The organism is Sneathiella sp. (assembly GCF_036960985.1).
Classification (GTDB): Bacteria; Pseudomonadota; Alphaproteobacteria; order Sneathiellales; family Sneathiellaceae; genus Sneathiella.
Genome location: NZ_JBALWD010000011.1, coordinates 26,652 through 39,080 on the forward strand (window position 1 = coordinate 26,652; position 12,429 = coordinate 39,080).

A 12,429-nucleotide genomic window follows, 5' to 3' on the forward strand; every position below is an offset into this window, starting at 1 on the left:
AGAAGCTTAATACGGCTATTAAACATTTGCATGGAAAATCTGATCTGGCCTAAATTCACCTCATGCAGCTGTCGTCATATTAAGCTTCGTCCAAGGGCACACATGGATGTCAATAAACTGCAGTCTTGTCTTGCTCTCTTGAGGTCGGACCATTAAATGTAGATGATCTTCAATCGAACAGGTACACACATGGATTCAATACTCTTACTAGTCAGTTCTGTTATTTCGATTTTTATTTGGCTTTTGATTGCGAACGCCATTCTAAGTTGGCTTGTCGCGTTCAATGTCGTGAATACAAGTAACCAGTTCGTTGCGTCAGTCGGGAATTTTCTATATCGGATTACGGAGCCTCCCTTGCGTCCGATCCGTAAAATTATTCCAAGTTTTGGTGGATTGGATGTTTCGCCTATTGTCTTGATTCTATTGTTGATTTTTTTGAGAAATCTTATGTTTGAATATTTGCCAACGATGGTATGACACCCTATGTCCGCAGTGATGACAAAGGAGTATTGCTCAGTATCCGGCTTTCACCCGGAGCATCCCGAAATCAGATAATGGGGACCAGTCTTGATGCAACGGGGAAGTCTTCAATCAAAATTAGCGTCACGGCGCCGCCAGAAAAAGGAAAAGCAAATTTGGCATTAATAAATCTGTTGGCAAAATTTCTTAGGCGACCGAAATCGGATTTTGAAATTGTTACTGGCACGTCGAATAGAAGTAAGACAGTTCGTATCGTGGGAGATTCTGCTTACATTGAAGCGGAATTGGCCCAAAAATTGGATTAATATTGGGTGATAAGGGTGAGTAAATGACCGCAGATATTATTGATGGGAAAGCGTTCGCCGCGAACGTACGTGAGCGCGTCGGGCGGCAAGTTGCTGTTCTCAAATCTGAAAACAATTTGACGCCTGGATTAGCTGTTGTCCTAGTTGGAGAAGATCCTGCGAGTAAGGTCTATGTCCGAAATAAAGGCAAATCGACTGCAGAAGCGGGAATGAAATCAGAGGAGATACGCCTAGATGTTTCCGCGACACAGGAAGAGGTCCTGAGCGTTGTCACGAGATTAAATGAGGATCCGTCAATACATGGCATTTTGGTGCAATTACCGCTTCCGAAGCAAGTTGACGAAATGGCCATTTTGGATGCCATTGATCCGGCCAAGGATGTCGACGGTTTCCATGTAATCAATACGGGACGCCAGGCGGTGGGCTTGCCTGCAATGGTGCCTTGTACTCCGTTGGGCTGCATCATGATGCTCAAAGATAAACTTGGCGAGTTATCCGGGCTGAATGCGGTTGTTGTCGGTCGGTCAAACATTGTTGGGAAACCGATGGCGAGTTTGCTATTGGCCGAAAGTTGCACCGTTACAATCGCGCATTCACGAACTAAAGATCTGCCATCTGTTTGCCGGGGTGCGGATATTCTTGTCGCGGCAGTTGGGCGACCTGAAATGGTCCGGGGGGATTGGATCAAACCGGGTGCAACAGTTATAGACGTCGGAATTAATCGAATTGAAAAAGACGACGGAAAAACCAAACTGGTTGGTGATGTTTGTTTTTCGGAGGCCGTCGAAGTCGCAGGGGCTATCACGCCTGTACCTGGTGGTGTTGGGCCGATGACCATCGCTTGTTTATTGGCAAACACCGTTACCGCGGCATGTCGGCAAGCCGGGATAGAAGAACCGGCCCACTAAGAGAATTGAAAACGGAGCACGAAGTGAGATTCCCACCTCAAATGATTGCAAAATTCTTTAAATTTGTTGGCGTAGGTGCGTTGACGGGGATTGTTTTTGCCGTTGTTTTCTTTGTGTTGCCCGCGGCAGGCCTCTTATTCGCGGTGAATGCATTTGCCTTGGATTGGGATATGCGCTGGGTACCGTCGGTGGGAATGATCATGGCCCTGGGCGCATTCTGCGGGGCAATTTTCGCGGCCGTGTTATTCGTCAAAGATCAATACACTCCCTACGTTGAGGAGGTACCGGACTTCGAAGCCGATGCTGAAGATCCAGATTTTGATGATTTTCGCTAAAAGATGAGGGGGCGACGCCCCCTCTGTTTTACGATTTCTGCCGGTGTAAGAGACGTAGGCGGAGGGCGTTCAGTTTAATGAAACCCTCGGCGTCCCGTTGATCATAAACAGTGTCTTCTTCAAAAGTTACATGCTCCATGGAATATAGAGAATAGGGGCTTTTCCGTCCAACAACAGTAGCGCGACCCTTGTACAGTTTCAGGCGAACTGTTCCTGCGACCTTTTCCTGACTTTTATCGATGAGCGCCTGTAACATATCCCGTTCAGGCGAAAACCACAGACCGTTGTAAATCAGCTCTGCATAGCGTGGCATGATATCATCTTTGAGATGCATGGCACCGCGGTCCAACGTGATCTGCTCGATACCGCGATGGGCTTCAAGCATGATCGTGCCTCCCGGGGTTTCATAGATACCGCGAGACTTCATTCCGACAAACCTGCCTTCTACCAAATCAAGGCGACCAATCCCGTTATCACCCGCAAGTTTATTGAGGGCAGTCAGCATGTCTGCGGGACTTAACCGTTTGCCGTCGAGGGCTACGGGGTCGCCTTTTTCATATTCGATTTCGATATAAGTCGGCGTATTCGGTGCGTCTTCTGGGGCAACAGACCGCGTATATACATACTCACCAGCTTCTTCCCACGGATCTTCCAACGCCTTCCCTTCTGCGGAAATGTGGAGCAGGTTTGCATCAACAGAGAACGGAGCTTCTCCGCGCTTGTCTTTTGGAATAGGTATTTGGTTCTTTTCGGCAAATTCAATAAGCTTCGTACGCGAATTCAAATCCCATTCGCGCCAGGGAGCGATGACCTTGATATCGGGGTTAAGTGCGTAATATCCCAGCTCGAACCGGACCTGGTCGTTGCCCTTGCCTGTCGCACCATGCGCGACAGCATCTGCGCCGACTTCACGGGCGATTTCGATTTGACGTTTTGAGATAAGCGGCCGGGCAATGGCGGTGCCCAAAAGATATTGTCCTTCATACACGGTATTTGCCCGAAACATGGGAAACACAAAGTCGCGGACGAATTCTTCTCGAAGATCCTCAATAAAGATATCTTTGATACCGAGCATTTCTGCTTTCGCGCGAGCTGGCTCCAATTCGTCGCCTTGGCCTATATCGGCTGTAAAAGTTACTACTTCACAGTTATACGTAGTTTGCAGCCATTTCAGGATCACAGATGTATCCAAACCGCCGGAGTAAGCCAATACGACTTTTTTGATGTCTTGTGACATGACGCATACCTTTAATGGGAATCTATAATGTGCATAAATTTTCAGCGCGCAACCTAAGGGAAAAGCGGGATTGCCGCAAGAGGCAGTATGCTTTGGAGGGCACATTTAAATGCGCCGAATATGGCAAATTTTTTCCTTTTCAAAAATTCACTGCTAGTCTTAATTCTGGCTAGTGTAAATTTCCACTTCGATATGAATTTAATAAATAATAAAAGGACTGAAAATGCAGTTGGAACTTGGTGGTAAAACGGCCCTCATTACGGGCGCGTCGCAAGGCATTGGTGAAGGTATTGCCAAAGCTTTCGCAGATGAGGGGGTGAATCTGCATTTAACCGCGCGAAATATTGATAATCTTGAACGTATCAAATCGGAGATTGAGGGTATTTCGGACGTGACCGTAATGCTTCATCCTTTGGATATTACACAATCAGGGGGATGCGCAGAACTCGCTGAGCAAGTTGGTGATGTCGACATTCTCGTGAATAATGCCGGAGCGATCCCAAGTGGCAATCTATTTGATATCGACGAGGCGGCATGGCGGCAAGGCTGGGAGCTGAAAGTGATGGGTTACATTAATATGTGCCGATTATTCTATGCAAAAATGAAATCAAAGTCTGAGGGCGTAATCATCAACAATATTGGCAACGGCGGCGAAGTTTTCGATCCAGAATATATAGCAGGCACCACGGGAAATGCGAGCCTTATGGCTTTTACACGGGCGCTGGGCGGAAGCAGTTTGAAAGACGGTATTCGTGTCATGGGCGTTAATCCAGGGCCAGTAAAGACAGAGCGGATTATTACAATGTTGAAGAAAAGGGCTTTATCGCTTCTCGGTGAGGAAAGCAGATACATGGAGCTTGTGGAGTCTTTTCCAATGGGCAGGCCTGCACATGTCGATGAAGTAACAAGTCTAATTGTCTTTTTAGCGTCGTCCCGGGCTGGATACTCTACGGGTAGCATCTATACGGTTGATGGTGGCATTTCTTCCCGGCGGTCTATCGGATGATTTAAGGTCGTCTTGGATAGTGAATGATGGTCATGACAACGGCTGTATCCAGACCTTTATTCCGGTAACCATGCGGGCGATCACCACGAAATCGTATGGATTGCCCAACTTCTAGTTCGCGCCAGGTTTCGTCAGCGAGGATCTCTAATTTTCCGGCAATTACGGTAATGATTTCTATTACGCCCGGTTCGTGAGGATCCGATAATCTTTCATAATCGGGGCGAAAGGACAATTCCATATATTCGAAACCAAGGCGCTGTTCAAACGGAAAAAGCGGGGCGACCGCTAGTCCATCGGCGGACTTGTTTTGTCGAATGCTATTGGCGGTTCTAACTAAGGTTTCTGTTGGTCCTTCTGATATCTCTTCGATGAGAGAAGAAATCGATACCTCAAACCCCGTCGCAATCTTCCATAAGGTTGCGGTTGTTGGATAAGATTCACCTCTTTCAATTTGCCCCAACATGGCTTTACTGACACCCGTGTGGCGCGCCGTCACATCCAAACTCCATTTTCGGGATTTTCGCAAATGCTTGAGAGCATTCGCAACATGGTCATTCGGATCCGACATATTTTGATCTCTTTTTTAAGCTTGTGCGTTATAACGTACAAATGTTAAGGTGATGCGAATTATACGTTATAACGCACAATCGGAATGTGAGGTAGCTCTATGCTCCGTTTCTTTTCACCCTCTTTCATCTCAACCGGATTTGTCGCAGTTCTTGTTGGATATGCCGGCGCCGGCGCCATAATTTTTCAGGCAGCCAACGCTGCGGGAGCTAACCCTGAGCAGATCAGTTCTTGGCTCTGGGCCTTAGGTGTTGGGATGGGTGTTAGTTCGGCATGCCTAACTCTCTGGTACCGACAACCGATACTCATCGCATGGTCGACACCAGGAGCGGCGTTGCTGGTGACCAGCCTACCCGGTGTTCCAATGAGCGACGCCATAGGGGCTTTTCTTTTTTCTTCGTTTCTGTTGACAATTTGCGGTGTGACAGGCTGGTTCGAGAAAATTATGAATGTCGTACCGCAATCTTTGGCGGCGGCGCTTTTAGCGGCGGTTTTATTGAGATTTGGTCTGGATGCATTTGTTGCGCTGGAAGCTGATTTTTCTCTCGTCGGAATAATGCTGGTTGTTTACCTCCTGACCAAGCAATTACTCCCAAGATATGTCATTCCGTTGACTTTTTTGTCCGGAATAATTGTCGCAGCGCTGCAAGGGAGTTTGGTGGGGCTATCTCTGGATTTGACGTTTACCACGCCAGTTTTTGTAATGCCGACATTTGATTTTGCCACATTAATCGGCGTCGGAATTCCTTTATTTGTTGTTACCATGGCATCGCAAAATGTACCCGGATTGGCTGCCCTTAGAACTCATGGTTATCAAGCGCCGGCCTCTCCGCTTATCGCCTGGTCCGGTGCGACGGGGCTCGCTTTAGGGCCTTTCGGCGGGTTCGCCTTTAATTTGGCGGCAATTACGGCGGCCATGTGTATGGGTAAAGAGGTTCATCCTGATCCTGAAAAACGTTATCTCGCAGTACTGTGGGCTTCTATTTTTTATACAATGGCCGGGATATTCGGTGCCGCGTTGACAGGATTGTTCATTGCCTTCCCAGCCGCATTAATTATGGCCATCGCTGGCCTTGCCTTGCTATCCACCATTGCAAATAGCCTGGAAGTCGCATTGCGAACAGAAGCGGAGCGTGATGCGGCAATTTTGACATTTGCTGTTTCAGCTTCGGGGCTAACATTACTTTCGATTGGTGCCCCTTTTTGGGGATTATTGTTGGGAATGGCCGCCTATTTGTTTAAAAAACGGCCCTCGACATCCAAGTGAACATGCTAGGATTAATTCATTATAAGAATGGATTGAAAGATGCTGACAATCAAAACTTTAAATAGAGAATTTGATAATTGGGATGCGTTGCTTGTGCTCATCCATGGCGCTTTTACTTATATGGAGGACCGGATTGATCCACCCTCATCTGTCCATTCGCTTGATAAGGATGCACTTAGGAAAAAAGTGGCGGAAGAAATTGTAATTGCTGCCTATGAGGATCGAGAACTGATTGGGTGTTGTTTCTTGAAAGAGACAGGACGTAAGAACTATCTTGGAAAGATGGCAGTTGACCCTGCCTTACAAGGGGTCGGAGTCGGTGAGAAATTACTGAAGGCCGCGATAGATTTAAGTAAAAACGCGGGAAAATCGGCTTTGGAGCTGGAAACCCGTGTTGAACTGACTGAAGTTCATGCCTTTTTTCGTCGCTTTGGGTTTTCTCAAACTGCAGAAACGTCTCATGAAGGATATAAAAGGCCCACAAGCATTACAATGCAGATGAATCTATAGGGATACTGCTTGAGTTGACCGTCGCTCCGATGCCCGAATTTTGGTACTTTCCGATTTCAGCTGACCACAAGCCGCCATAATATCGCGACCGCGCGGAACCCGTACCGGTGATGAGTATCCCGCGTCATTGACGATTTTGGCAAAACGATGAATAGCGTTATTGCTGGAACATTCATATTGCGTACCGGGCCACGGATTGAAAGGAATCAGATTAACCTTTGCTGGAATATCCTTGAGTAAGCGGACAAGTTCCCGAGCATCTGCAGGGCTGTCATTAATATCCTTCAGCATGACATATTCGAACGTGATCCGCCGGGCATTGTTGCTAGAGGGATACTCCCGACATGCTTGCAGTAGCTCTTTGATCGGATAGCGTTTGTTGATCGGAACCAACTGATCGCGAATCTCATCCGTTACGGCATGTAAGGAAATAGCGAGATTGACGCCCAATTCCTCACCACATTGATGAATTTTAGGAACAACGCCGGATGTCGAAAGAGTAATCCGTCTTTTTGAAAGTGAAATGCCCTCGCCATCCATGATTATTTTAAGGGCTTTTGCAACATTGTCATAGTTCAGGAGAGGCTCTCCCATTCCCATCATGACAATGTTGGAAATCATGCGTTCGCCTTTTGGGCTCGGCCACTCGCCTATTGTATCACGGGCAACGAGCATTTGAGCGATAATTTCACCGGCGGTGAGGTTCCGTACAAGCTTCATAGTGCCCGTATGGCAAAAACTGCATGTCAGAGTACATCCAACCTGGCTAGAAACGCAGAGGGCGCCTCGATCCTCCTCCGGAATATGAACAGATTCTACTTCCTGCCCATCCGGGAATTTGACTAGCCATTTACGAGTGCCGTCGGCCGATTCCTGCAAGCTCGTTACTTCCGGCCGTTCTGCCGTAAATTGGTCAGGCAACCGGCTGCGCATTTCCTTGGAAATGGATGTCATGTCATCAAAATTGCTGGCACCGCGATGATATAACCAATGAAAAAGTTGACGGGCCCGCATCTTCGCAGGCTTAGCGTCTTCGCCCGCGTCAACAAGTGCTGCAGCGATTTCTTCGCGCGTCAATCCAATAAGGCTTTTTTTGATGGCCAGCAATTCAGGTTGGCGATCAACAGCCTCTACATCTGGAATCAAAGGATTCATTCGGCATTCAATCTAATTCTAAAAATGAGGCTTATACTCTCGTCAGCACCCTCAAGTACAGCTTTTTCTAATCTGCTTGTGAGCGGCCGTAAAACCTTGCAGCGAATAGCTGTCGGTCGTCAATGTTCCGCGCGTAGATTTGCCCTTTACAACAAGTTTCGATCCACCGCGCATCGCACTTACTAATTTGGCGTCACTTTCCCCTTCAGGAACCCAAGCAACATCATTATTGGTCGCCAATACAAATTTTCGATTCCCAACTAAAATATCAACGGTGGATTTCTCCATATAGGAATAACCAGTAATATGGCTGACTTCTTCTTTCGAGGATGAAGCCGGGCGGTAGGTCACCATCAGATAAATGTCGTCACGATTAACACCTTTAGGTGTCGATTTATTCGGGCGAGACAGCATATAGCATAGTTTTTTGCCGTTTTCGACCCAACTATAAGCTTGCCAGTCTTTAAATGTTCCGAGTGGCTTGGGGCTTTTTTCTTGAGCAAGAGCGCCACTGGAAGATACAAAAACGTAAAGTAGCAGCGCTGACAATATCAAAATAGATTTATTCATAATGCCAGAATAACGGTTTGAATTTAAATTTGCCAGTTGTTCGTTGATCAATTTTTGGTCACCATTATTCATTCAAATTAGTCCCACTCAAAAGATTTATCAGGTTTTTCTATCCATCCGGTCGGCGCTTAATTGGCGCTCCTTGAACATGGTCCTCCAGCGGAATAGGCTTTCCAAGTTCGCCGGTCGGACGTTTGGCGTATCGTCCATGTGTTACAATTCGATCATACATAACGATCGCGCCGGCGGTTGCAACATTCAAACAGAATTTTGTCGGAATTTTGATAAAATAGTCACATTTATCCTGTAATTCTGGGGAAAGGGAGCCGCGCTCTTTGCCCAGAATATACACCGCGCTGATAGGATGAAAAAAACTTGGTAGCTCTATCGCTTCATCGAGGAGCTCAACACCAACAATTTTGCACCCTTTGGGTAGCTTCATATCGTCGAGGTTCTCAAAATCATACCAAGGGATATTTTTAGGTGCGACACTGGTATCTGATCGAGCTTTCTTAACGGAATATTCTGCGCCTATTGTAAAAACGAAGCTGGCGCCAAAGGCGTTTGCTGTCCGAAACAAATTGCCCGCATTCATTGGTTTACTAATGCCTTCAACGCCAACACCAAAATATCCCCGAGATCCTGTCATTTTTTTGCTATTCCGCTGTTACGAATCCTGTTAAAAGCCGGTCACGATTATATCCAAATTTCCAGGCTTATACATGATTAATTATTCTTCTTCCGATTTCGCAAGTAATCCTTTTACGGTCACTGTATCCCGTGGCCCCATTGTCGAAAGTCACCATCACGTTATTGCGGCTATTTCGGATGCTGACGGGAAGCTTCTTCGAAGTTGGGGCGATGTGAAAAATGCTGTTTATTTGCGGTCGGCCATTAAACCGTTGCAAGCGTTGCCTCTCGTTGAAACGGGCGCCGCAGATGCGTTGAACGTCACTGAACAAGAACTTTCCCTTGCCTGTGCATCGCATAATGGCGAGGCCTCTCATGTGGATGCTGTGAGAGATTGGTTGAAGCGCATTGGTTTAGACATTGGCGATCTCGAATGTGGTACGCATTGGCCAAAATATGAGCCAGCTGCGCTAGAGCTTGCGAGTGCAGGCTTTACACCAACGGCCGCCCACAATAATTGTTCGGGTAAACATAGCGGCTTCTTAAGCACCGCTATACATATGAAAGAGGCCACCCAAGGTTATATAGATCTGGATCATCCAGTGCAGCAACGGATTGTTAAAGTTCTGGAGGATTTTACGGATCTTGATTTGAGCCGGGCACCAATCGGGATAGATGGCTGCTCCATTCCGACTATTGCCATCCCGCTTGAAAAAGCAGCCTTGGCAATCGCCCGATTTGCGGATCCGTCTAAGTTGGAGACAGATCGGGCAATTGCTTGCCGGCGTATCCAAACTGCTATCGCCAAACATCCTCATATGATTGCAGGTACAAATCGGCTTTGTACGGCACTGGATGGCGCAGCCCGGGGGGCGGTGATTGCAAAAGTTGGCGCGGAAGCCGTTTATCTTGCAGCGCTGCCGGAACTGGGACTTGGCATCGCATTGAAATCCTTGGATGGTGCAGATAGGGCTGCCGAGGTTGCCCTTGGTGCATTACTAGATGATCTCGGTGTCATGACCGACGATATTCATAAATCGGCAGATCCGTATTTTCATCCGATATTGCGGAACCGTAATGATATTGTCGTTGGCCATCTGAAAGCTGTTTTTGACTAAATCGCACCTCCGCCAATTGACCTTGGGTTTTAATCAGGGTTAAGTTTGTGCATCGCAATAAAGAAAAAGAATGAAAAGTGGAATAAAAAATGAAAGCGCTTGTTTGTAAGGAATTTGGTACTCCAGATATCTTGGTCATGGAAGAGGTCGATAAGCCCGCTGTGGCGCCGGGTATGGTGATTATCGAGGTTCATTCCGTGGGATTAAATTTTCCGGATACGTTAATGATTGCCGGTAAATACCAGTTCAAGCCGCCATTTCCCTTTTCACCCGGAATGGAATGTGCCGGAATTGTCATTGAAATTGGTGAGGGTGTAACTAACGTTGCTGTTGGTGATCGTGTCATGGCGAACCACGGTGTTGGCGGATTTGCCGAATATGTTTTGGCCCCGGAAGATGGCACATACAAAATTCCCGATAACATGCCATTTGATAAGGCCGCGGGCTTTCCGGTGACCTACGGTACGACATATCATGCGCTTATCGATCGGGGAAGCCTGCAGCCGGGTGAAGTTCTGTTGGTTCATGGCGCGGCGGGTGGTGTAGGACTAAATGCGGTAGAGCTTGGCAAGGCATTGGGCGCAACAGTGATTGGTACTGTTGGATCTGATGAGAAAATGGATATCGTTAAGCAATATGGTGCGGATCACGTTATCAATTATTCTACCGAAAGCATCCGTGATCGTGTCAAAGAGTTGACAGATGGTAACGGCGCTGATGTCATTTATGATCCGGTCGGTGGGGATGCGTTCGACCAATCCATGCGGTGTATTAATTGGAATGGCCGGCTGTTGGTGATTGGCTTCGCTTCAGGTCGGATTGCAGAACTGAAAACAAACATAGCGCTTCTTAAAGGATGTTCCGTTGTGGGTGTATTTTGGGGAGAGTTTGCCCGTCGCCATCCGGATCAGAACCGGGCTAATTTTCAAGCAATGCTTGATATGGTTAGAGAAGGCAAAATTAATCCTCATGTTTCTATGCATTTTCCGCTGGAAGAGGGAGCCGCTGCGATGCATGCGCTCCTATCACGCAAGTCCACCGGTAAGGTTATCATCACCGTAAAGGATTGATATCGATGGCAAAGGGTAGGGGACGGCGTGATAAAGCTGTAAAGCGCCAATATGAAGAGTATCCCTACCCGCCACGCGATCCGGCGGACGAGCATTCTCGGCTTATTGAAGGTAGCCCAAGCCATCTTGGCGAATTAAATCACTATCTTTATTCGGGAAAGCGTGACTTCTCAAAACCCTTTCGGGCGTTAGTTGCGGGCGGAGGAACCGGTGATGCCGCCATCATGCTGGCACAGCATCTCAGCGATCATGGTGATCGGGGGACGGTCACGTATTTGGATCTGTCATCGGCTAGCCGCGCTGTTGCGGAAAGCCGAGCCAAAGCACGTGGTCTAGAAAACATGGTATTCCACACGGGCTCGTTGTTGGAATTGCCGGAAATGGGATTTCTCCCTTTTGATTATATTGATTGCTGTGGTGTGCTTCATCATCTTGAGGTGCCTGAAAGGGGTTTGCAGGCCCTTATTTCCTGCTTGGCGGAAGATGGTGGGCTAGGCCTTATGGTCTATGCAACACTAGGCCGCACCGGCGTATATCCAGTTCAAAATGCGTTAAGGTCGATGGCTGCAGGGAAAACGCAATTCGAGCAAGTAAAAATTGCTAAAGCATTGATTGGATCCCTTCCTGCTTCAAATTGGCTTAACAAGAATAACTATCTGGGCGATCACAAACTAGGTGAAGATGCCGCATTATTTGATTTGCTTTTACACCCTCGAGATCGCAGTTACCTTGTACCGGAATTATTGGCATTGCTCCAAATGTGCGACGTAGGTTTAGTCGAATTTATTGAACCCATCCGTTACCGGCCTGAGACCTATTTGAAAGACGATAGGTTGTTGAAGTTAGTCAGGAGCATGGGGACAGCTGAGAAAGCGGCCTTAGCAGAGAACATATGCGGATCTCTTAAGACACATACTGTCTATGCAAAAAAATCTTCCAACACCGCGGATACTGTCGCGAAATTCAATCCAGAAATGATCCCGACCTTAAAGGACCGTAATCCTGAATTGCTTTTCAAAGCATTCTCTGCGCGTTCCGAACTTAATGTTGGCTTTGACGGTGAATCGCATTCTTTCAAGGTGCCAGATGGCGCTGCTGAATTTGCGGCTCTTATTGACGGAAGGAGAACTCTCGGTGAAATGCAAAAACATTTCGCTTTGAATTGGGGAAAATTTCGAAACCGTTACGTACCTATTTATACTTTGTTGAACGGCTTGAATTTGCTCTGGCTGCAGTCTTCATAACTTTTCGGTTTCGGCTTTAAATTGAAA

15 protein-coding genes are annotated in these 12,429 nt (G+C 47.3%); 10 read left to right on the forward strand and 5 right to left on the reverse strand.

What is annotated here, in order from left to right; all coding sequences use genetic code 11:
- Nucleotides 1-189: 189 nt before the first annotated feature.
- Genes V7723_RS08430 through V7723_RS08445 form a run of 4 tightly spaced genes read left to right on the forward strand, consistent with a single transcriptional unit; the run spans nucleotide 190 to nucleotide 2,028 of the window.
- The gene (locus V7723_RS08430) at nucleotides 190-477 is read left to right on the forward strand and encodes a YggT family protein (RefSeq protein WP_335684014.1); all 288 of its coding nucleotides are present in this window, start codon (nucleotides 190-192) and stop codon (nucleotides 475-477) included.
- Nucleotides 474-785 (forward strand): DUF167 domain-containing protein, encoded by a 312-nt coding sequence (locus V7723_RS08435; protein ID WP_335684015.1) that lies wholly within the window; start codon nucleotides 474-476, stop codon nucleotides 783-785. The genes V7723_RS08430 and V7723_RS08435 overlap by 4 nt, the downstream gene beginning before the upstream one ends.
- 23 nt (nucleotides 786-808) lie before the next feature.
- Nucleotides 809-1,693: a bifunctional methylenetetrahydrofolate dehydrogenase/methenyltetrahydrofolate cyclohydrolase FolD gene (gene folD, locus V7723_RS08440; protein ID WP_335684016.1), complete on the forward strand. Its 885-nt coding sequence runs from the start codon at nucleotides 809-811 to the stop codon at nucleotides 1,691-1,693.
- 23 nt (nucleotides 1,694-1,716) lie between these two features.
- Entirely contained in the window at nucleotides 1,717-2,028 is a 312-nt protein-coding gene (locus tag V7723_RS08445; RefSeq protein ID WP_335684017.1) for a hypothetical protein, read from the forward strand.
- A 28-nt stretch (nucleotides 2,029-2,056) separates the two neighbouring features.
- On the opposite strand, the gene V7723_RS08450 is transcribed toward V7723_RS08445, so the two are convergent.
- Entirely contained in the window at nucleotides 2,057-3,265 is a 1,209-nt protein-coding gene (locus tag V7723_RS08450; protein WP_335684018.1) for an argininosuccinate synthase, read from the reverse strand.
- Between the two features lie 223 nt (nucleotides 3,266-3,488).
- Here V7723_RS08450 and V7723_RS08455 point away from each other — a divergent pair, with 223 nt between their 5' ends.
- Entirely contained in the window at nucleotides 3,489-4,271 is a 783-nt protein-coding gene (locus V7723_RS08455) for an SDR family oxidoreductase (RefSeq protein WP_335684019.1), read from the forward strand.
- Between the two features lies 1 nt (nucleotide 4,272).
- Here V7723_RS08455 and V7723_RS08460 read toward each other — a convergent pair whose 3' ends face one another.
- The gene (locus V7723_RS08460; protein ID WP_335684020.1) at nucleotides 4,273-4,839 is read right to left on the reverse strand and encodes a helix-turn-helix domain-containing protein; all 567 of its coding nucleotides are present in this window, start codon (nucleotides 4,837-4,839) and stop codon (nucleotides 4,273-4,275) included.
- A gap of 99 nt (nucleotides 4,840-4,938) precedes the next feature.
- On the opposite strand from V7723_RS08460, the gene V7723_RS08465 reads away from it, so the two are divergent.
- Together V7723_RS08465 and V7723_RS08470 are read left to right on the forward strand one after the other, a co-directional pair.
- Nucleotides 4,939-6,105 (forward strand): benzoate/H(+) symporter BenE family transporter, encoded by a 1,167-nt coding sequence (locus V7723_RS08465; RefSeq protein ID WP_335684021.1) that lies wholly within the window; start codon nucleotides 4,939-4,941, stop codon nucleotides 6,103-6,105.
- Between the two features lie 39 nt (nucleotides 6,106-6,144).
- The gene (locus V7723_RS08470) at nucleotides 6,145-6,615 is read left to right on the forward strand and encodes a GNAT family N-acetyltransferase (RefSeq protein WP_335684022.1); all 471 of its coding nucleotides are present in this window, start codon (nucleotides 6,145-6,147) and stop codon (nucleotides 6,613-6,615) included.
- Here the strand turns inward: V7723_RS08470 and rlmN are convergent.
- Genes rlmN through V7723_RS08485 form a run of 3 tightly spaced genes read right to left on the reverse strand, consistent with a single transcriptional unit; the run spans nucleotide 6,610 to nucleotide 8,989 of the window.
- The gene (gene rlmN, locus V7723_RS08475) at nucleotides 6,610-7,770 is read right to left on the reverse strand and encodes a 23S rRNA (adenine(2503)-C(2))-methyltransferase RlmN (protein WP_335684023.1); all 1,161 of its coding nucleotides are present in this window, start codon (nucleotides 7,768-7,770) and stop codon (nucleotides 6,610-6,612) included. The two genes, V7723_RS08470 and rlmN, sit on opposite strands and share 6 nt — an antisense overlap.
- A 51-nt stretch (nucleotides 7,771-7,821) precedes the next feature.
- A complete protein-coding gene (locus V7723_RS08480) occupies nucleotides 7,822-8,412 on the reverse strand; it encodes an invasion associated locus B family protein (protein WP_335684024.1) in 591 nt (196 codons plus the stop codon).
- A gap of 37 nt (nucleotides 8,413-8,449) precedes the next feature.
- Complete coding sequence (locus V7723_RS08485) at nucleotides 8,450-8,989, reverse strand: RNA methyltransferase (RefSeq protein ID WP_335684025.1); 540 nt, start codon at nucleotides 8,987-8,989, stop codon at nucleotides 8,450-8,452.
- A gap of 73 nt (nucleotides 8,990-9,062) precedes the next feature.
- Between V7723_RS08485 and V7723_RS08490 the strand changes: the two genes are divergently transcribed.
- The 3 genes from V7723_RS08490 (at nucleotide 9,063) to V7723_RS08500 (ending at nucleotide 12,402) form a co-directional block, all read left to right on the forward strand.
- Nucleotides 9,063-10,088: an asparaginase gene (locus V7723_RS08490; protein WP_335684026.1), complete on the forward strand. Its 1,026-nt coding sequence runs from the start codon at nucleotides 9,063-9,065 to the stop codon at nucleotides 10,086-10,088.
- 89 nt (nucleotides 10,089-10,177) lie between these two features.
- Nucleotides 10,178-11,158, forward strand: a complete 981-nt coding sequence (locus V7723_RS08495) for an NADPH:quinone oxidoreductase family protein (protein WP_335684027.1) — start codon at nucleotides 10,178-10,180, stop codon at nucleotides 11,156-11,158.
- Between the two features lie 5 nt (nucleotides 11,159-11,163).
- Nucleotides 11,164-12,402, forward strand: a complete 1,239-nt coding sequence (locus V7723_RS08500; protein ID WP_335684028.1) for a class I SAM-dependent methyltransferase — start codon at nucleotides 11,164-11,166, stop codon at nucleotides 12,400-12,402.
- Nucleotides 12,403-12,429 lie beyond the last annotated feature (27 nt).